This window comes from Lentzea flaviverrucosa (assembly GCF_003350445.1).
In the GTDB taxonomy this organism is placed as follows: domain Bacteria; phylum Actinomycetota; class Actinomycetes; order Mycobacteriales; family Pseudonocardiaceae; genus Lentzea; species Lentzea californiensis.
This window is the reverse complement of record NZ_QQAU01000002.1, coordinates 281,823-300,272: the sequence shown is the minus strand read 5'-3', so window position 1 is coordinate 300,272 and position 18,450 is coordinate 281,823. Positions and strand designations below refer to the sequence as shown.

General features: G+C 68.1%; 19 protein-coding genes. 12 read left to right on the top strand and 7 right to left on the bottom strand.

From position 1 onward, the window contains the following. Positions 1–75: 75 nt before the first annotated feature. A complete protein-coding gene (locus tag DFR72_RS07515) occupies positions 76–648 on the bottom strand; it encodes a cob(I)yrinic acid a,c-diamide adenosyltransferase (RefSeq protein WP_090066611.1) in 573 nt (190 codons plus the stop codon). A 35-nt stretch (positions 649–683) separates the two neighbouring features. Between DFR72_RS07515 and murA the strand changes: the two genes are divergently transcribed. Beyond that, complete coding sequence (murA, locus tag DFR72_RS07510; RefSeq protein ID WP_090066610.1) at positions 684–1,949, top strand: UDP-N-acetylglucosamine 1-carboxyvinyltransferase; 1,266 nt, start codon at positions 684–686, stop codon at positions 1,947–1,949. On the opposite strand, the gene DFR72_RS07505 is transcribed toward murA, so the two are convergent. Continuing rightward, the gene (locus DFR72_RS07505) at positions 1,939–2,226 is read right to left on the bottom strand and encodes a hypothetical protein (protein ID WP_090066609.1); all 288 of its coding nucleotides are present in this window, start codon (positions 2,224–2,226) and stop codon (positions 1,939–1,941) included. The two genes, murA and DFR72_RS07505, sit on opposite strands and share 11 nt — an antisense overlap. 103 nt (positions 2,227–2,329) lie before the next feature. On the opposite strand from DFR72_RS07505, the gene DFR72_RS07500 reads away from it, so the two are divergent. Together DFR72_RS07500 and DFR72_RS07495 are read left to right on the top strand one after the other, a co-directional pair. Then, a complete protein-coding gene (locus DFR72_RS07500; RefSeq protein ID WP_090066608.1) occupies positions 2,330–4,324 on the top strand; it encodes a protein meaA in 1,995 nt (664 codons plus the stop codon). A 17-nt stretch (positions 4,325–4,341) separates the two neighbouring features. Next, the gene (locus DFR72_RS07495) at positions 4,342–5,100 is read left to right on the top strand and encodes an enoyl-CoA hydratase-related protein (protein WP_090066607.1); all 759 of its coding nucleotides are present in this window, start codon (positions 4,342–4,344) and stop codon (positions 5,098–5,100) included. Here DFR72_RS07495 and DFR72_RS07490 read toward each other — a convergent pair. Then, positions 5,015–5,869, bottom strand: a complete 855-nt coding sequence (locus DFR72_RS07490) for a helix-turn-helix transcriptional regulator (RefSeq protein WP_090066606.1) — start codon at positions 5,867–5,869, stop codon at positions 5,015–5,017. The genes DFR72_RS07495 and DFR72_RS07490 overlap by 86 nt on opposite strands. 102 nt (positions 5,870–5,971) lie before the next feature. On the opposite strand from DFR72_RS07490, the gene DFR72_RS07485 reads away from it, so the two are divergent. Further along, on the top strand, positions 5,972–6,673 hold the full coding sequence (locus DFR72_RS07485) for an SDR family oxidoreductase (RefSeq protein ID WP_090066605.1): 702 nt from the start codon (positions 5,972–5,974) through the stop codon (positions 6,671–6,673). Here DFR72_RS07485 and DFR72_RS07480 read toward each other — a convergent pair. Beyond that, positions 6,670–7,077, bottom strand: coding sequence for a hypothetical protein (locus tag DFR72_RS07480; protein ID WP_090066783.1), 408 nt, complete (start codon positions 7,075–7,077; stop codon positions 6,670–6,672). The two genes, DFR72_RS07485 and DFR72_RS07480, sit on opposite strands and share 4 nt — an antisense overlap. After that, entirely contained in the window at positions 7,074–7,652 is a 579-nt protein-coding gene (locus tag DFR72_RS07475) for a DJ-1/PfpI family protein (RefSeq protein WP_090066604.1), read from the bottom strand. The genes DFR72_RS07480 and DFR72_RS07475 overlap by 4 nt, the downstream gene beginning before the upstream one ends. 105 nt (positions 7,653–7,757) lie before the next feature. Here DFR72_RS07475 and DFR72_RS07470 point away from each other — a divergent pair, with 105 nt between their 5' ends. Then, entirely contained in the window at positions 7,758–8,684 is a 927-nt protein-coding gene (locus DFR72_RS07470) for a GlxA family transcriptional regulator (RefSeq protein WP_090066782.1), read from the top strand. Between the two features lie 104 nt (positions 8,685–8,788). Beyond that, positions 8,789–9,754 (top strand): IS481 family transposase, encoded by a 966-nt coding sequence (locus DFR72_RS07465; RefSeq protein ID WP_090066603.1) that lies wholly within the window; start codon positions 8,789–8,791, stop codon positions 9,752–9,754. A gap of 13 nt (positions 9,755–9,767) precedes the next feature. On the opposite strand, the gene DFR72_RS07460 is transcribed toward DFR72_RS07465, so the two are convergent. Beyond that, positions 9,768–10,262: an NUDIX hydrolase gene (locus DFR72_RS07460; protein WP_307791875.1), complete on the bottom strand. Its 495-nt coding sequence runs from the start codon at positions 10,260–10,262 to the stop codon at positions 9,768–9,770. A 96-nt stretch (positions 10,263–10,358) separates the two neighbouring features. Here DFR72_RS07460 and nucS point away from each other — a divergent pair, with 96 nt between their 5' ends. The 5 genes from nucS (at position 10,359) to DFR72_RS07435 (ending at position 16,291) form a co-directional block, all read left to right on the top strand. Continuing rightward, positions 10,359–11,018: an endonuclease NucS gene (gene nucS / locus DFR72_RS07455; RefSeq protein WP_090066602.1), complete on the top strand. Its 660-nt coding sequence runs from the start codon at positions 10,359–10,361 to the stop codon at positions 11,016–11,018. 497 nt (positions 11,019–11,515) lie between these two features. Continuing rightward, entirely contained in the window at positions 11,516–13,207 is a 1,692-nt protein-coding gene (locus tag DFR72_RS07450; protein ID WP_090066780.1) for a sodium:solute symporter family protein, read from the top strand. 11 nt (positions 13,208–13,218) lie between these two features. Then, positions 13,219–13,455 carry a hypothetical protein gene (locus DFR72_RS07445; protein ID WP_090066601.1) on the top strand — a complete coding sequence of 79 codons (237 nt, stop codon included), beginning with the start codon at positions 13,219–13,221 and terminating at the stop codon, positions 13,453–13,455. A 228-nt stretch (positions 13,456–13,683) separates the two neighbouring features. Beyond that, entirely contained in the window at positions 13,684–14,697 is a 1,014-nt protein-coding gene (locus DFR72_RS07440) for a DUF3558 domain-containing protein (protein ID WP_143086743.1), read from the top strand. 88 nt (positions 14,698–14,785) lie between these two features. Then, positions 14,786–16,291: an aldehyde dehydrogenase family protein gene (locus DFR72_RS07435; RefSeq protein WP_090066599.1), complete on the top strand. Its 1,506-nt coding sequence runs from the start codon at positions 14,786–14,788 to the stop codon at positions 16,289–16,291. Between the two features lie 28 nt (positions 16,292–16,319). On the opposite strand, the gene DFR72_RS07430 is transcribed toward DFR72_RS07435, so the two are convergent. After that, a complete protein-coding gene (locus tag DFR72_RS07430; RefSeq protein ID WP_090066598.1) occupies positions 16,320–17,312 on the bottom strand; it encodes an ABC transporter substrate-binding protein in 993 nt (330 codons plus the stop codon). A 144-nt stretch (positions 17,313–17,456) separates the two neighbouring features. Here DFR72_RS07430 and dhaK point away from each other — a divergent pair, with 144 nt between their 5' ends. Then, positions 17,457–18,449, top strand: coding sequence for a dihydroxyacetone kinase subunit DhaK (gene dhaK, locus DFR72_RS07425; protein ID WP_090066597.1), 993 nt, complete (start codon positions 17,457–17,459; stop codon positions 18,447–18,449). Position 18,450: the final 1 nt, after the last annotated feature.

Genomic DNA, 18,450 nt, shown 5'->3' with positions numbered 1-18,450 from the left:
CGGCGCCGGTTTCAGCGGAGGGGTCGCCTCGCGAGAGCCGGCGCCGGTTCCAGCGGTGGTCGCTTCGCGGGTGCGTCAGGCGTTCTCGCCCGGCTGCCACAGCACGTCGCCGTCCGGGTTAGCGACCCGAGCCAGGATGAACAGCAGGTCCGAGAGCCGGTTCAGGTACTTGGCCGTGAGGACGTTGGTGTGTTCGGCGTCCTCTTCGATCAGCGACCACGTGCGCCGTTCCGCACGGCGGGCGATGGTGCGTGCCTGGTGCAGCAGGGCAGCTCCCGGCGTGCCTCCGTTCAGGATGAACGAGTCGAGTTTGCCCAGGCGTTCGTTGAACGTGTCGCAGTAGGTCTCCAGGCGGTCCACGTAGGCCTGGGTCACGCGCAGGGGTGGGTACTTCGGGTCCGGGGTGATCGGGGTGCAGAGGTCCGCTCCGACGTCGAAGAGGTCGTTCTGGACCTTGCGCACCACGTCGAAGACGTCTGGTGCCAGCTGGCCGAGTGCCAGGGCCACGCCGAGGGACGCGTTCGTCTCGTCCACGTCCGCGTAGGCCTCGATGCGTGCCGAGGTCTTGGGGACGCGGGAGAAGTCGCCCAGTCCGGTCGTGCCGTCGTCGCCGACCCGCGTGTAGATCTTGGTGAGATGTACCGCCATGGCTGGCACTTTAGAGCCGTACGTAGGATTGCCGCGTGAGCGAGCATTTCCGGGTACACGGTGGCGCAAGGCTGGTCGGCGACGTTGACGTCGTCGGCGCCAAGAACAGCGTGCTCAAACTGATGGCCGCAGCCCTGCTGGCCGAGGGCACCACGACCATCACCAACTGCCCGGACATCCTCGACGTGCCGCTGATGGCGGACGCGCTGCGGAGTCTCGGGTGCGAGGTCCAGCTCGAAGGTGACGTGGCGAGGATCACGACGCCCGCCGAGCTGAGTCATCGGGCTGACTCCGAGGCCATGGGCAAGCTGCGCGCGAGCATCTGCGTGCTCGGGCCGCTGGTCGGGCGGTGCAAGCGTGCCGTCGTGGCGTTGCCCGGTGGTGACGCGATCGGGTCGCGGCCGCTGGACATGCACCAGAGCGGGCTCGAGAAGCTCGGTGCGAGGACGTGGATCGAGCACGGGTGCATCGTCGCCGAGGCCGAGGGGCTGCACGGCACGCAGATCTGGCTCGACTTCCCGAGCATGGGCGCGACCGAGAACATCCTGATGGCGGCCGTGCTCGCCACCGGGACGACGGTCATCGACAACGCCGCCCGTGAGCCCGAGATCGTCGACCTCTGCCTGATGCTCAACCAGATGGGCGCGAAGGTCGAGGGCGCCGGCACGTCCACCCTCACCGTCCACGGCGTCACCGAGCTCAAGCCGACCGAGCACCGCGTCATCGGTGACCGGATCGTGGGCGCCACCTGGGGTTTCGCCGCCGTCATGACGCGTGGCGACGTGCGGGTGCGCGGTGTGAACCCGCACCACCTCGACCTGGTGCTGGAGAAGCTGCGCATGGCGGGCGCCGAGGTCACCGTCTACGAGGGCGAGGACGAGGGGTTCCGCGTCGTCATGGAGGGGCGGCCCAAGGCGGTCGACTTCGTGACGCTGCCGTACCCCGGCTTCGCCACGGACAACCAGCCGTTCGCGATCGCGCTGTCCACGGTCTCCGAGGGCACCTCGATGATCACCGAGAACCTGTTCGAGTCACGGTTCCGGTTCATCGACGAGATGATCAGGCTCGGCGCCGACGCGCGCACGGACGGCCACCACGCCGTGATCCGCGGCATCGAGAAGCTGTCCAGCGCGCCGGTGTGGGCGTCGGACATCCGCGCGGGTGCGGGGCTCGTCCTCGCCGGTCTGTGCGCGGACGGGGCCACCGAGGTCTACGAGATCTTCCACATCGAGCGCGGGTACCCGGGGTTCGTGGAGAACCTCCGCAAGCTGGGTGCCAACGTGGAGCGCGTCAGCTCTTGAGCACGAGCCGCGCGTTCGGGACGTCCGCCGGGAACACCATCACCTGGTAAGGCGCGTGTCGCGAACGCGTGGCACGCACTCCGTTCCGCTTCAGCTTCTGCACGAGAACGTTTGCGGCCTCCTCCGTGGGCACGACCGCGACCTCGCTCAGCAACCCGAAGTCCGTGCCGTCCAGATCCGGCACGGGCCGTTTGTCGTTGCCCGCGAAGTACCTCAGCACCAGAGCCAGCAAGCCGAGAACCGCGAAGACGATCCCGGTCTGGTAGAAGCCCGTCACCTCTTCATCATGCTCCCAGTGGTCACGATTCAGTGAGCAATCGCACGCGCGGCAATGGTTACCGGCCAGTACGCTCCGGAGAACGACGACGTGGGAGGTTGCTGTGCCGTACCCAGCTGACCGTGAGCGTGACCGGCCCTGGGTGATGCGCACGTACGCGGGTCACTCCTCGGCCACGGCTTCCAACGCGCTCTACCGCCGCAACCTGTCGAAGGGCCAGACCGGGCTCTCGGTGGCGTTCGACCTGCCGACGCAGACCGGCTACGACCCCGACGACGAGCTCGCGAAGGGCGAGGTCGGCAAGGTCGGCGTGCCCGTCAGCCACATCGGCGACATGCGGCAGCTCTTCGACCAGATCCCGCTCGCCGGCGCCAACACGTCGATGACGATCAACGCGACGGCCATGTGGCTGCTCGCCATGTACGTCACCGTGGCCGAGGAGCAGGGCGCGGACCCGTCGGCGCTCGCCGGCACGACGCAGAACGACATCATCAAGGAGTACCTGTCCCGCGGCACCTACGTGTTCCCGCCGGGGCCGTCGCTGCGGCTGATCACCGACATGGTCGCGTGGACCGTGTCGAACGTGCCGAAGTGGAACCCGATCAACATCTGCAGCTACCACCTCCAGGAGGTCGGCGCGACGCCGGCGCAGGAGGTCGCGTACGCGATGTGCACGGCGATCGCCGTTCTCGACTCGGTGCGCGACTCCGGTCAGGTGCCGCAGGAGAAGTTCGGTGAGGTCGTCGCCCGCATCTCCTTCTTCGTGAACGCCGGTGTGCGGTTCATCGAGGAGATGTGCAAGATGCGCGCGTTCGCCCAGCTGTGGGACGAGATCACGCTGGAGCGCTACGGCGTTCAGAACCCGAAGCACCGCCGGTTCCGCTACGGCGTGCAGGTCAACTCCCTGGGGCTCACCGAGGCGCAGCCGGAGAACAACGTCCAGCGCATCGTGCTGGAGATGCTCGCGGTCTCGTTGTCCCGCAACGCCCGTGCGCGCGCCATCCAGCTCCCCGCGTGGAACGAGGCACTCGGCCTGCCGCGCCCATGGGACCAGCAGTGGGCGTTGCGCATGCAGCAGGTGCTCGCTTACGAGACCGACCTGCTGGAGTACGAGGACATCTTCGACGGCTCGCCGGTCATCGAGGCCAAGGTCAACGACATCCTGGCCGGCGCTCGCGAGGAGATCGACCGCGTGCAGGCGATGGGTGGCGCCGTCGCGGCCGTCGAGTCCGGCTACATGAAGTCGAACCTCGTGTCCTCACTGGCGGATCGCCGCCGCCGCGTCGAGGCGGGCGAGGACGTCGTGGTGGGCGTCAACAAGTTCGACACGACCGAGCCGTCACCGTTGCAGGCCGAGGGCGCGAACTCGATCGAGACCATCGACCCGGTCGTCGAGGCGCAGGCCGTCGAGGCGATCAGGCAGTGGCGCGCCAACCGCGACAACGCCGCGGTCGAGGCGTCCCTGGACGCCCTGCGCGAGGCCGCGAAGACCGACCGGAACCTCGTCGAGGTGACGCTGGCGTGCGCGCGTGCCGGCGTGACGACCGGCGAGTGGTCGCAGGCGTTGCGGGAGACGTTCGGCGAATACCGTGCTCCCACAGGCGTTTCCGGTGCGTCGGCTTCCGGTGAAGCGGGCTCGGAGATCGCACGTGTGCGCGAACGGGTGCGGTCGACCGGCGAGGAAATGGGCGAACGTCTGCGCATGCTCGTCGGCAAGCCGGGTCTCGACGGCCACTCCAACGGCGCCGAGCAGGTCGCCGTGCGCGCCCGCGACGTCGGTTTCGAGGTCGTCTATCAGGGCATCCGCCTCACACCGTCGCAGATCGTCTCTGCCGCCGTGCAGGAGGACGTGCACGTCGTGGGCCTCTCGATCCTGTCCGGCTCGCACCTGGAGGTCGTGCCCGCCGTGGTCGACGGCCTGCGCGCGGCCGGTGCCGGGGACATCCCCGTCATCGTCGGCGGCATCATCCCGCCGGACGACGCCCGGAAGCTGCGCGAGCGTGGCGTGGCGCGGGTGTTCACGCCCAAGGACTACGAGCTGACCGAGATCATGGACGAGATCGTCACCGTGATCCGAGAGGTGCGCTCCCTCCCGTAGGGCCTTAGTGTCGCGGAATGGTTGACGTTTCGCGGGACGGGTCCGTCGTCCGGATCACGATGAACCGCGCGGCCAAGCGCAACGCGCTGTCCGCCGAGCACCTCACGGAGCTGCTGGACGCGTTCCGCGAGGCACGCACGTCGGACGCGGCCGGCATCGTGCTGGCCGCCGACGGGCCTGTCTTCTCCGCCGGGCACGACTTCGCGGACGTGCACGCCCGTGACGAGGAAGGTGTGCGGCTGCTGCTGGAGCTGTGCACCGTGCTGATGAAGACGATCCAGTCCGCACCGCAGGTGGTCATCGCCCGCGTGCAGGGCCTGGCGACGGCGGCCGGCTGTCAGCTCGTGGCCTCGTGCGACCTCGCGGTCGCGGCGGACACGGCCGGGTTCTCGTTGCCGGGCGGCAAGGCGGGGTGGTTCTGCCACACGCCCGCGGTGCCGGTGGCGCGCTCGATCGGGCGCAAGCGGCTGATGGAGCTCGTGCTCACCGGCGACGTGATCGACGCGGCGACCGCGGTCGAGTGGGGGCTGATCAACCGCGCGGTGCCCGCGGACGAGCTGGACGCCGCCACGGACGACCTGCTGGCGCGCGCCACGCGGGGCAGCAGGGCCTCGAAGGCGATCGGCAAGCGGACGATCTACGCGCAGCTGGACCGGCCCGAGATCGACGGGTACGAGATCGCGCTGTCCGTCATGGCCGAGACCTCGCAGTCCCCGTCAGCCAAAGAGGGACGTGCGTCGTTCCTGGAGAAGCGGCCGCCCGTGTGGCCCGACTAGTCGCGAGCAGCCGCAGCGCGTCCGCGTTCGGGCCCGGCTCCGCCTGGTAGACCACCAGGAACTGGCCGGGCGCCTCGCGGACGTCGAACGAGTGGTAGTTCAGTTTCAGCGCGCCGACGGCCGGGTGCACGAACTCCTTGGCGTCCTGGGTCTTTCCTCGCACCTCGTGCTGTTCCCAGAGCTCGCGGAACGTCGAGCTCTCGCTGAGCGCCTCCACCATCTGCCGCAGGCGCGGGGACTTCGGGTCTGCGGTCTGCCGCAGGTGCGCGACGGTGCTCTGCGCGACCCAGTTCCAGCGCGGGTAGAAGCTCGCGGCGGCCGGGTCGAGGAACGTCATCCTGGCGACGTTGTCGGCGGGCGTGAACGGCTCGTAGAGCGCCTCGGCCAGCGGGTTCATCGCGAGGACGTCGAGCAGCGAGTTCATCACGAACGCGGGCATGTCGTGCATGCCGGCGATGAGCCGCATCAGTTCCGGGCTGACCTTGTCGGTCGAATGGCCTTCGTCCGCGACGACTCCGGCGAGGCGGTGCATGTGCGCCCGCGCGTCGGTGTCGAGCTGGAGGGCGCGGCTCAGGGCGTCGAGGACCTGCGCCGACGGGTTGGTCTCACGGCCCTGTTCGAGACGGGCGTAGTAGTCCGCGCTCACGCCGGCCAGCACCGCGACCTCTTCCCTGCGCAGGCCCTTGACCTTGCGCTGGGTGTGGCTCGGCAGGCCCGCGGCCTGAGGGTCGACGCGGGCACGGTGGGCTTTCAGGAACTCTCCGAGCACGGTGCCGAGGTTATTACGCGGCCTGGGTTTCTGCCTGGGTGTGCCACTCCTGGGGAGAAGGTGTCCTGGTAGGGGCGGCGCCGCACGCCGATCGTTGGTGCCATGAGCGAAAAAGTTGTGGTGATCAGCGGAGCTTCCAGCGGCATCGGCGAGGCGACGGCCCGGGTCCTCGCCAAGGCCGGGCACCAGGTGTTCCTGGGGGCACGGCGGGAGGACCGGCTGGCGGCGCTGGCGGACGAGATCGGCGGTGCGTACGCGCCGCTCGACGTGACGTCCCGCGAGTCCTTCAAGTCCTTTGTGGACGCCGCTGTGGAACGGTACGGGCGGGTCGACGTGCTGGTGAACAACGCGGGCGTGATGCCGTTGTCCCTCATGGAGTCGCTGAAGGTCGACGAGTGGGACCGCATGGTGGACGTGAACATCAAGGGCGTGCTGAACGGCATCGCCGCCGTGCTGCCCCGGTTCACCGGCGGCGGGCACGTCGTGAACGTCGCCTCGATCGGTGCGCACATGGTCATGCCGACCGCCGCCGTGTACTGCGCGACGAAGTACGCGGTGTGGGCGTTGTCCGAAGGGCTGCGGCAGGAGCGTGACGACCTGCGCGTCACCGTGATCTCGCCCGGTGTCACGGAGTCCGAGCTGGCGGACACCATCACCGAGGGCTTCGCGGCGTCGCTGATGGAGGACTTCCGCAAGCTCGCGCTGCCGGCGTCCGCCATCGGTGACGCCATCGCCTACGCGATCTCGCAGCCGGCGGAGGTCGACGTCAACGAGATCGTCGTGCGGCCGGTCTCGCAGCGCTAGGCGCCGGTCGTCGAGCCCGGCCGGAGGATCATCAGCACCGTCACGGTCGCCCACAACAGGTTGAAGACGCCCGTGTACACGGCCAGGTGCCTGATGTCCTTGGTCTTGATGGCCTTCTCCTGGCCGGGAAGGATCTTCAGGGCGAGCACGAACGCGGCGGCGGTGGTGAGCGCGATCGACACGACCACCCAGGGGTGACCGGTCACGCCCATCACGCCGGCCGTCGCGAACCCGAAGACCGGCACCGAGATGCCGATGAGCGCGTACACGCGGCAGATGCGGTGCAGCAGTTCGGGATCGCCGTCCGTGGTCACGGCCTTCGGGAACATGCTGGCGGCGACGGTGACCGGGCCGATCGCGATGATGGCGGCCAGGACGTGCAGCGAGAGGAAGAACTTGCTCACGCCGCGCTCCACACCGTGCCGCGGCGTTCGTGGGCGAACAGCGTCTCGACCTCCAGGGCCTGCTGGGCGCCGACCTCGCGTTCGAGGAGGTAGAGACCCAGGTCGACGCCGGACGTGACACCGGCGGCGGTGACCAGGTCGCCGTCGTCGACGATGCGGGCGCGGACGGCGTTCACCCCCATCGACTCCAGCGCGTGCAGGCCGAGGTGGTTCGTGGTGGCGTTGCGGCCTTTGATCAGGCCGGCGATGCCCAGCAGTAGCGATCCCCCGCACACGGTGGCGATGATCGCCTTCGAGTCTCTGAGCACCGGCCCGAGTGTGGCTGCCGCCGCGCTGAGCAGGGCGAACACCTCGTCCTCCTGCATGGCCGCCGCGCCGGGCACGACGATGAGGCCGGTGCCGGGGTCGAGCCGGGCGGTCGCGTCGAGGGACAGCAGGTTCATCCCGGCGGGGACCTCGCGTGGTCCCTCCACCGCCACCAGTTCGGTCCGGATCCCGCCCGCGGTCAGCGTTTCGTACGGGCTGATCACGTCCAACGGGTCGAAACCGTCGAACAACACCACTTGGGCTTTCACTGCGCCTCCTCGCGTCGGTGATCAAACCGTAGGAGGGCCGGAACCCGTCGAGAACTGGCTGGAATGCCATGTTCCAACGGATTCTCGCCAGCTACGGTGGACGACGTGCACCAGGTGGCAGTGGTAGCGATGGACAGCGTCGTCCCGTTCGACTTCGCGACACCGGTCGACGCGTTCAACTGGGTCGGGCGGTACCGCGTGCGGGTCTGCGGTCCGAAGAGGACTGTCGACGCGGGCTGCTTCGAGATCAAGGTCCCGCACGGCTTGGAGTTGCTGTCCGAAGTGGACACGATCGTCCTTCCCGGCCACGACCCGGACATGGTCGTCCCGAAGCCGTTGGTCGACGCGCTGCGGCAGGCGGCGGCGAGGGGTGCGCGGATCGCGTCGATCTGCACCGGGGCGTTCGTGTTCGCGGCGACCGGTCTGCTCGACGGGTTGCGGGTGACCACGCACTGGCTGGGAGCCGAGGAGCTGGCGGCGCGGTTCCCGGCGCTGGAGGTCGACCCGGACGTGCTCTACGTCGACAACGGGCAGTTCCTCACGTCCGCGGGTGCCGCGGCAGGGCTGGACCTGTGCTTGCACATGATCCGGCGCGATCACGGCTCGGCGGTGGCGGCCGACGCGGCGCGGTTCGCCGTGATGCCCTTGGAGAGAGAAGGCGGGCAGGCGCAGTTCATCGTGACACCGCCCGTGGCGCCTCAAGGTGCGGAGCTCGAACCCCTGCTGCTGTGGATGGAGGCCAACGCGCCGCGGGAGCTGACGCTGGAGGACCTGGCGAAGCAGGCGGGCATGAGCACGCGGACGCTGAACCGGCGCTTCCGCGAGCAGACCGGCACGACGCCGCTCCAGTGGCTGCACCGCGCGCGGGTTCGGCAGGCGCAGCACCTGCTCGAGACGACCAGGGACCCGGTGGAGCTGATCGCGAGCCGCGTGGGCTTCGGGTCGGCCACGGCGTTCCGCGACAGGTTCAAGCGGATCGCCGGGACCTCACCGCAGAGCTACCGGGCGGCTTTCCAGGGCAGCCAGCACTAGGTGTATCTGGCCGGGACGTTGGTAGCGGCGGATAGGTGTTGACGTGGGGAGAGCCTCCGGTTGGGGTGTGGTTTGTCTAGGACCCACGCCAGCCGGAGGCTCTCGTGTCCCACCGTAACGCCCGGACCACGTTCCTGGGCAGGCTGTTGATCGTCCAGCGGTATCAGGCCGGCTGGCCGCAGGCCCATATCGCGGCCGCGATGGGGATCTCACGCAAGTGTGTGCGAACCTGGCTGGGCCGATACGACCGCGAGGGCGAGGCCGGCCTGCGCGACAGGTCGTCGCGGCCGCACCATTCACCGCGGCGCACCAGCGCCGAGCTCGAGCGGCGGATCCTCGCGCTACGGCAGGAGCAGCGGCGTGGCCCGGACTGGATCGGCGCCGAGCTGGCAGTACCGACCCGGACGGTGTCGCGGGTGCTGGCCCGCCACCAGGTCCCGCGGCTGGCCTTGCTCGACCCGATCACCGGGCAGGTGATCCGGGCGAACAAGGCCACCGCTGTGCGCTATGAACGGGACCGGCCGGGCGAGCTGGTCCACATGGACGTCAAGAAGATCGGCCGCATCCCCGACGGCGGCGGCTGGCGCGTGCACGGCCGAGCCGGGCAGGAAGCCACCCGCGACCGCACCACCCGGATCGGGTTCGACTACGTCCACTCGCTGGTCGACGACCACAGCAGACTGCCCTACTCCGAGATCCTGCCCGACGAGAAAGGCCCCACCTGCGCAGGGTTTCTGGCCAGGGCCATCGGCTACTTCGCCGGCCACGGCATCACCCGCATCGAACGGCTCATGACCGACAACGCCTGGGCCTACCGCTGGTCACTGCGCGAGGTCTGTGCCCGGCACGGCATCCGGCAGAAGTTCATCAAGCCCCACTGCCCCTGGCAGAACGGCAAAGTCGAACGACTCAACCGCACCCTGCAAACCGAGTGGGCCTACCGGCAGGCCTTCACCAGCAACACCGACCGCACCGCCGCCCTTACCCCCTGGCTCGAGCACTACAACACTCAACGCCGCCACAGCGCACTCGGAGGCCACCCACCCACCAGCCGACTGGCACCAACCTGATGGCCAGATACACCTAGGGCTGGGAGTGCTCGTGCAGCAGCAGGAGTGTGTAGGCCGCGATCGACTGGGCGTCGCTGATCTCGCCCTTGGAGATCATCGACTCGAAGTCGGCGCGCGGGAACCACGCCGACCGCATGTCCTGCTCCTCGTGCTCCCGCTCGTGGAAGCCCTCGGACAGGTTGGTCGCCAGGAACACGCGGCCGCGTTGCGACGACATCCCGGGCGCGACGTCGAGCACGCCGAGCTCGATCATCCGGCCGGCCCGCAGTCCCGTCTCCTCGCGGAGCTCGCGGCGGGCCAGCTCCAGCGGGTCGGAGGCGGCGCGGTCCGGCGCGGTGCCCTGCGGGAACTCCCAGCGGCGCAGGCCGATCGGGTACCGGAACTGCTCGACGAGCCGCACGCGTTCGCCGTCGAGCGGGATGATCAGCGCGAAGTCGGGCTTGTCGACCACGCCGTAGATGCCGTTCGAACCGTCCGCGCGTTTGATCTCGTCCTCGCGAACGGTCATCCACGGGTTTGCGTACACCTGACGGGTGCCGAGGCTTTCCACGGCACGGACCGTACCTAACGCCCGGTGGTTGGACACACCCCGTAGCCTGTCGCGGTGCGTCTCGTCATCGCTCGCTGCAAGGTCGACTACGTAGGCCGACTCACCGCCCATCTGCCCATGGCGCAGCGCTTGCTGCTCATCAAGGCCGACGGCTCGGTGTCGATCCACTCCGACGACCGCGCGTACAAGCCGTTGAACTGGATGAGCCCGCCCTGCTGGCTGATCGAGGACCCGGACATCTGGACCGTGCAGAACAAGGCGGGGGAGAAGCTGATCATCACCCTCGAAGAGGTCATGCACGACTCCAAGCACGAGCTCGGCCCCGAACCGGGCCTGCAGAAGGACGGCGTCGAAGCCGACCTGCAGAAGCTGCTCGCCGAGCACGTCACGACCCTGGGCGACGGCTGGTCCCTGGTGCGCCGCGAGTTCCCGACTCCGATCGGCCCGGTCGACCTGATGTGCCGCGACTCCGGCGGCAAGTCGGTCGCCGTGGAGATCAAGCGGCGCGGTGACATCGACGGCGTCGAGCAGCTCACCCGGTACCTGGAACTGCTCAACCGCGACCCGCTGCTGGCGCCGGTCAAGGGCGTGTTCGCGGCGCAGCAGATCAAGCCTCAGGCGCGGGTGCTGGCCGAGGACCGCGGAATTCGGTGCGTGGTGCTGGACTACGACGCGTTGCGCGGGATCGAGCCGGACGAGTTCCGCCTGTTCTAGGGCCCGTGGAAGAGGCCGATCGCGGTGATCGCCGCAGCGAGGGAGTGGTCCGGTCCGGACGCCTGGTGCGCCAGCCGGATCGCCCACACCGGCCTGCCTTCCACGACCAGGTCCATGAGCTCGGTGAGGGTCTCGTCGTCAGATCGTCAAGCAGCGCGAGCCCAGGGCAGTGGGTGCAGTTCGAGTCAGGGGCGCTGCTCGACCAGGTCGCACCGCACGCGTCGCAACTTCCGGAGTGCGGGAGAGACATCTCAGCTCCTCGAGTCTCGGTGGTGTGCCTCATTTCGTCGCAACCGGTCGGTCATGCGATCGGTCTCGGGCGCGACAGCAGCTCTGTGCACCCGATTTCCCTGCTTCCGGACTTCAACCAGCGACTCAGGTCACCTCGTGGTTTGGTGATCATCAACACCGGGTAGGAACTCGCTCACCTGGAGTACTGTCCTCTCCTGGTCGGTTGTGTTCGACTTTGTTGAAGTCTTTGGAGGTGGGCAGTGTCGATGTCGGTGCTGGCCGAGGCGGACCTGCGGCTTGACGCGGGACCGATCGACTACGCGTTGCTCGTCATCTACTTCGTGGTGGTTCTCGGCATCGGCGTGATGGCACGACGATCCGTCTCCTCCAGTCTCGACTTCCTGCTGTCCGGGCGATCGCTCCCGGCGTGGGTCACCGGGCTCGCGTTCATCTCCGCGAACCTCGGCGCGCTCGAGCTGATGGGCATGACGGCGAACGGCGCGCAGTACGGCATGGCGACCGTGCACTACTACTGGATCGGCGCCATCCCCGCGATGGTGTTCCTCGGTCTGGTGATGATGCCGTTCTACTACGGCTCGAAAGTGCGCAGTGTCCCCGAGTTCATGCGCCGCCGGTTCGGCAAACCGGCTCACCTGGTCAACGCCATCAGCTTCGCCGTCGCGCAGATCCTGATCGCGGGCATCAACCTGTTCGCGCTCGCGGTGATCATCGACGCGCTGCTCGGGTGGCCGCTGCCGGTGTCCATCTGCGTCGCGGCGCTCGTGGTCCTCGCGTACACGACGCTCGGCGGTCTGAGTGCGGCCATCTACAACGAGGTGCTGCAGTTCTTCGTCATCGTGGCCGCGCTGGCGCCGCTGACGATCGTCGGCCTGATCAAGGTCGGCGGCTGGCAGGGCATCGTCGAGAAGGTGACCGACAAGGAGCAGTTGTCCGCCTGGCCCGCGACCGAACTCACCGGAATCGACCACCCGGTGTGGAGTGTCATCGGTCTGGTGTTCGGTCTCGGCTTCGTGCTGTCGTTCGGTTACTGGACGACGAACTTCGCCGAGGTGCAGCGCGCGATGAGCGCGAAGTCGATGTCCGCGGCCAAGCGCACGCCGATCATCGGCGCGTACCCGAAGGCGCTGATCCCGGCGATCATCATCATCCCCGGCATCATCGCAGCGTTGATCGTGCCGGAGATGGCGCAGCTCAAGGCCGGCGACACGAGCAGTGGAGTGGCCTACAACGACGTGTTGCCGTTGCTGATGCGCGACCTGCTGCCCAACGGCATCCTCGGCATCGCGATCACGGGTCTGCTGGCGAGCTTCATGGCCGGTGTGGCGGCGAACGTCAGCTCGTTCAACACCGTCTTCACGTACGACCTGTGGCAGGACTACATCAAGAAGGACAAGCCGGACGAGTACTACCTGCGCATCGGGCGTCTCGCCACGGTCGGCGCGTGCGTCCTCGCGATCGGCACGGCGTTCATCGCGGCGGCGCTCGGCGGGTCCAACATCATGGACTACATCCAGGCGCTGTTCTCGTTCTTCAACGCTCCGCTGTTCGCGACGTTCATCCTCGGCATGTTCTGGAAGCGGATGACGCCGACCGCAGGGTGGGTCGGTCTGCTCGCGGGCACGTTCACCGCGATCTTCATCTACGCGATCTCGGAGCCGTCGTTCGGCATCGAGCTGCTGGAACTGCCCGGTCAGGGCGCGAGCTTCCTCGGCGCGGGTCTCGCGTTCGTGGTCGACATCGTGGTGAGCGTCGCGGTCACCATGGTCACGAGGCCCAAGCCGGACAGCGAGCTCGTCGGGCTGGTCTACAGCCTCACGCCCAAGAAGGACAGGGCGCACGCCACCACCGGTGAGGACGCGGGCTGGTACCGCTCGCCCGCCCTGCTGGGTGGCGGAGTGCTGGCCCTGACGACCGTTCTCTACTTCATCTTCGGCTGAGGGAGGCTGCCATGAGGTTGTTCGACCTGCGACTGATCATCGCTTTCCTCTTCGGCCTGTACGGCGTTGTACTGGTCGTCATCGGGTTCGGGTTCACGACCGACGAGGACCTGAAGAAGGCCGAAGGGGTCAACATCAACCTGTGGGCCGGCATCGCCATGGTGGCGCTGTCGGCGGTGTTCGCGGCGTGGGCGATGTTGCGCCCTCAGTTCGCGGACACGGACAAGCAGCCGATCAAGGAGCTATGACTGCGGACGACCAGGGTAAACAGGGTTGAAGGCCTCGATCGTCCACGCGTCGAGCCAGTTGAATGCGCGGCGAATTCGGTTTCGCACGTCTCTCCTTCTGTCGGGGTCTTCACCCAGTACAGCGCGTTGATCTTCTGAATCGTTCCCGTAGCTGTGAGTGACATGTGCCACGGGGGTAACTCGGGGTACCGCCCACGAAGGCGGGCAAAGGTCGCTACCGTGCACGTCGTGCCTCGTTTTCGTGCCACCGCTGTGGTCGCCGCCGCCGCGTTGCTGATGGCCGGCTGTGCGACCGGGCCCGGTCTTGCCAAGACCAACTCGCCGCGCCGCACCGTGCAGGCGGGTGCGGACACGTCGACGTCGACCGACCCGTCGGTCAAGCAGACCGCGCCGCCGAACAAGCCGGTCGATCCGGCGTTCTCGGCGGAGCGGCTGCGCCTGGTCAACCCGTGTGCGTTGATCGAGAAGGAACTGCTGCAGACGGTCGGCACGCCCTCGAGGTACTCGAGCAGCTCCTACACGCGCTGCTCCAACTACATGAAGGACAAGTCCGGCAAAACGCTGAACCTCACGCTGGACATCGGCTACACGCTGACGTCCACCGAGCTGAAGAGGGCCACCAAGCAGATCGCGGGCCTCAAGAGCGCCGAACAGAAGCTGAACAACACCTCGTGCTTCATCTCGGCCGTGACGCAGGAGAGCCCGGCACAGGCCGTGCGACTGCAGGTGAGCACCGGCACCGACGGCAATGAGGCGTGCGAGCCGGGGCGCAAGGTGCTCGAAGGCGCCGTGCGCAAGCTCAAGGGCAACCCGCAGAAGTACAGCCCGCCGAAGGGCTCGCCGGTCGAGGTCGACCCGTGCGCGATCGTGGAGAAGTCGGTGCTCGCGCCGGTGCTCGGTGCCTCGCCGCGGGCGCTGCCGTACGGTCTGCACCAGTGCTCGTGGACGGGGCAGAGCGCGCAGATGCAGATCGAGTTCAAGACGGCGCGCATCCCGAAGGACGGCAAGTTCGACAGCAGGTCCGTCGAGACCGACCTCGGTGGCGGGCTGAAGGGTTACCAGTCGTTCAGGGACGGCGCGTACCCCACCTGCGAGCTGGTGCTGATCCGCACGAGGGATCAGGCCGACGCGGGTGAGATCGTGGAGTTCATCGTCGCGGGCTCGAAGGAGAAGGAACTGGATCGCTGCCAGGCGGCGCAGGCGTTCGCCAAGGCGGTTCTTCCTTCACTGCCCCAGGCCTGACCGTCCCGTGCGGGACCAGGCGGGGGCTGAAAGTTCCCCGAGTACGCGTTAGTGTCGAAGTTACTGGCGAGTACCGGGAGGAGTCCTCATGACGCAGACCGCTTCGGACAGCGCGCTGTCGGCCGATGGCGAGCAGCGGCGGTTCGCATCGCTGGACCCGCGCACCGGTGAGGTCGTGGCGCACCACCCGATCCACACGGCCGCCGAGGTCGAGGACGCCGTGTCCTCGGCGCGCGAGGCCGCCGCGTGGTGGGCGGGCCTCGGTTTCGAGGGCCGCAAGACCAAGCTCGACGCGTGGCGCAGGATCCTCTCGCAGCGCTCGGACGAGTTCATCGCGTTGATCAGCTCGGAGACGGGCAAACCTGCGGACGACTCCCGCGTCGAGGTCGCGCTGGTGATGGACCACCTGCACTGGGCCTCGCGGCACGCCGGTCGTGTGCTGGGCAAGCGCCGGGTGTCCTCGGGCATGCTGATGTTCAACCACAGCGCGACGCTGGAGTACCGGCCGTTGGGCGTCATCGGCGTCATCGGGCCGTGGAACTACCCCGCGCACACGCCGATGGGTTCCATCTCGTACGCGCTCTCCGCGGGCAACACCGTGGTGTTCAAGCCGTCGGAGTTCACGCCGGGCGTCGGCACGTTCCTCGCGTCGACGTTCACCGAGGCCGTGCCGGAGTACCCGGTGTTCCAGGTCGTCACGGGCTTCGGCGAGACGGGCGCGGCACTGGTCGCCTCGGGTGTCGACAAGATCGCGTTCACGGGTTCCACCCGGACCGGCAAGAAGGTCATGGCCGCGGCCGCGACGTCGCTGACGCCGGTGCTGGTCGAGTGCGGTGGCAAGGACGCGCTGATCGTCGACTCCGACGCCGACCTGACCGCCGCCGCCGAGGCGGCGATCTGGGGAGCGGTGTCCAACGCCGGCCAGACCTGCGCGGGCGTGGAACGGATCTACGTGGCCGAAGAGGTCGCCGACGAGTTCACCGAGATCGTGGTGAAGCGCGCGAAGAAGCTCAAGCCGGGCGGCGAGCCGAACGCGAACCTCGGGCCGATCACGATGCCGTCGCAGGTGGAGATCATCCGCGAGCACGTGCAGGACGCGCTGGACCGCGGCGGCAAGGCGCTGGTGGGCGGGCCGGACTCGATCAGGCCGCCGTACGTCGAGCCGGTGGTGCTGGTCGACGTGCCGGAGGACTCGCTGGCCGTCACGGAGGAGACCTTCGGGCCGACCGTGGTGATCAACCGGGTGCCGAACGCGCTGGAGGGCGTGCGGCTCGCGAACCAGTCGAAGTACGGGCTGGGCGCCGCCGTGTTCTCGAAGTCGCGTGGCGAGGAACTGGCCGCCGAGCTGCGGGTCGGGATGGTGTCGGTCAACTCCGTGCTGACCTACGCGGCGATTCCCGGGCTGCCGTTCGGTGGCGTCGGCGACTCCGGGTTCGGGCGCATCCACGGTGAGGACGGGCTGCGCGAGTTCGCCTACGCCAAGGCCGTGACGAAGCTGAAGTTCAAGTCGCTGATCAACATGGCGACGTTCGACAGGCCGTCCTTGGCGGGCAAGCAGATGCTGCGCCTCGCGCGGACGCTCTTCGGCCGCTGAGGCGCCGAAGAGCATCCGCTTCGGTCAGTCAGACGCCGAGCTGCTTCTTCATGTCGTCCAGGACGACGTCCGCGGCGAGCACGCCGAGGCCGAGGAAGTAGGTCTCGTCGAGGACCGGCTTGGCCTTGCCCGCCTTGACGGCGTTCAGGCCGGTCCACAACGGGCCGCCGAGCACCGACGCCTGCGCGGTCTTGGCCGGGTCGCCGTAGGTGGAGTAGAGGATGAAGTCGCCGTCGGCCTTGCTGATCTGCTCCGCGCTGACCTCGGCGGCCAGGTCGTCCACCTGGGACGAGGTCGGCTGGCCGATCTTGGCGTCGATCAGGATCGTGCCGATGAACGACTTCTTGGCGTAGAGGCGGATGCGGCCCGGCATGAAGCGCAGGGCCGTGACCGTCGGGCGCACGCCGAGCTTCTTCTCGATGGCGTCACCGGTCTCGGTGGCCTTCTTCGTGTAGTCCTCGAGCATCTTCGCGGCGTCGGCCTGGCGGTCGAGCGCGGCCGCGTTGAGCAGGAAGTTCTCCTTCCACACGTAGCCGGGGCGCACGCTGAACACCGTCGGTGCGATCGCCGCGAGCTTCGGGTAGAGGGCCTCCGCGCGCAGCTGCGAGCCCAGGATGAGGTCCGGGTTCAGCTTGGTGATCGCTTCGAGGTTGAGGTTGTTGGTCGTGCCGACGTTCTCCGGCGTGCCGCCCTTGTCGCCGATGTAGGACGGCATGGTCGGCGAGCCGTCGGTGTAGGCGATGCCGACCGGCTTGATGCCCAGCGCGACGACGTTGTCCAGCTCGCCCGTGTCGAGCACGATCACCCGTTCGGGTTTCTTCTCGAGCTTGGTCTCACCCATCGCGTGCTTGACCGTGCGGGGGAACTCGCCGGGCTTCTGCGTCGTGCCGAAACCGCCGCTCAGTTCGAACGCCTTGCCGAAGTCCTCGCCACCTTGGGCGACGGTCGGCTTGTCCGGCGTGCTGGAGCAGGCGGTCAGGGTCAGGGCGACTGCGACGAGCAGCGCTGCTCTCTTCGACACGACGTTGTTCCTCCACTACGGAACGTGATGTTGACCTGCATTTCTTAGGGCGGCCTAACGGTACGCGGGTCCTTTGCCAGTTCCGAGTGTCAGACCCCCGGAGTAAGAAGGAACACGGCACCGACTCCTCGGGAGGGCTGTTCGATGAAGAAGATCATCAATGATCCGGAAACCGTGGTGCAGGACGCGCTGCGGGGAATGCAGGCAGCCCATTCCGATCTGCTGACCGTGCACTACGACCCAGCCGTCGTCGTCCGCGCCGACGCGCCGGTGCGGGGCAAGGTCGCGATCATCTCGGGTGGAGGGTCGGGCCACGAACCGTTGCACGGCGGCTTCGTCGGGCGCGGCATGCTCGACGCGGCCTGTCCTGGCCCGGTGTTCACGTCGCCGACGTCGGACCAGGTGGTCGACGCCGTGTCGCGGACGGACGGTGGCGCGGGCGCGTTGCTGATCGTGAAGAACTACACCGGCGACGTGCTGAACTTCGAGATGGCCGCGGAGCTGGCGGAGTCGGAGGTCAGGTCCGTCGTGATCGACGACGACGTGGCTGTGAAGGACTCGCTGTACACGGCCGGCCGACGAGGTGTCGGCGGCACGGTGTTGCTGGAGAAGATCGTGGGTGCGGCCGCCGAGCGCGGTGCGGATCTGGCTGCTTGTGAAGCGCTGTCGTTGCGCGTGATCGCGTCGGTGCGGTCGATGGGCCTCGCGCTGACCTCGTGCACGGTGCCGCACGTGGGTTCGCCGTCGTTCGAGCTGGCCGACGACGAGATGGAGATCGGCATCGGCATCCACGGCGAACCGGGCCGGCAGAAGGTGCACGCCGGCACCGCCGCGGAGATGGTCTCGGCGTTGCTCGAACCGATCCTGGAAGACCTGCCGTTCGCGTCGGGCGACCGGGTGCTGCTCTTCACGAACGGGATGGGCGGGACACCTCTGCTCGAGCTGTACCTGGCGCACGGCATCGCGGAGCAACTGCTGGCTGATCGGGGGATCACGGTGGAACGCCGGTTGGTCGGCCCGTACATCACGAGCCTGGAGATGCAGGGCATGAGTCTCACGCTGCTCCGCCTCGACGACGAGATGGTCGAGCTGTGGGACGCGCCGGTCCACACGCCCGCGCTGCGGTGGGGAGTCTGAG

What these genes read in the sequence shown, in the direction of transcription:
- DFR72_RS07450 (WP_090066780.1), top strand. Translation starts at nt 11,516, where the DNA reads ATGTCGGTGCTGGCCGAGGCGGACCTGCGGCTTGACGCGGGACCGATC.
- DFR72_RS07445 (WP_090066601.1), top strand. Translation starts at nt 13,219, where the DNA reads ATGAGGTTGTTCGACCTGCGACTGATCATCGCTTTCCTCTTCGGCCTG.
- dhaK (WP_090066597.1), top strand. Translation starts at nt 17,457, where the DNA reads ATGAAGAAGATCATCAATGATCCGGAAACCGTGGTGCAGGACGCGCTG.
- DFR72_RS07515 (WP_090066611.1), bottom strand. Translation starts at nt 648, where the DNA reads ATGGCGGTACATCTCACCAAGATCTACACGCGGGTCGGCGACGACGGC.
- DFR72_RS07460 (WP_307791875.1), bottom strand. Translation starts at nt 10,262, where the DNA reads ATGACCGTTCGCGAGGACGAGATCAAACGCGCGGACGGTTCGAACGGC.
- DFR72_RS07435 (WP_090066599.1), top strand. Translation starts at nt 14,786, where the DNA reads ATGACGCAGACCGCTTCGGACAGCGCGCTGTCGGCCGATGGCGAGCAG.
- DFR72_RS07495 (WP_090066607.1), top strand. Translation starts at nt 4,342, where the DNA reads ATGGTTGACGTTTCGCGGGACGGGTCCGTCGTCCGGATCACGATGAAC.
- DFR72_RS07485 (WP_090066605.1), top strand. Translation starts at nt 5,972, where the DNA reads ATGAGCGAAAAAGTTGTGGTGATCAGCGGAGCTTCCAGCGGCATCGGC.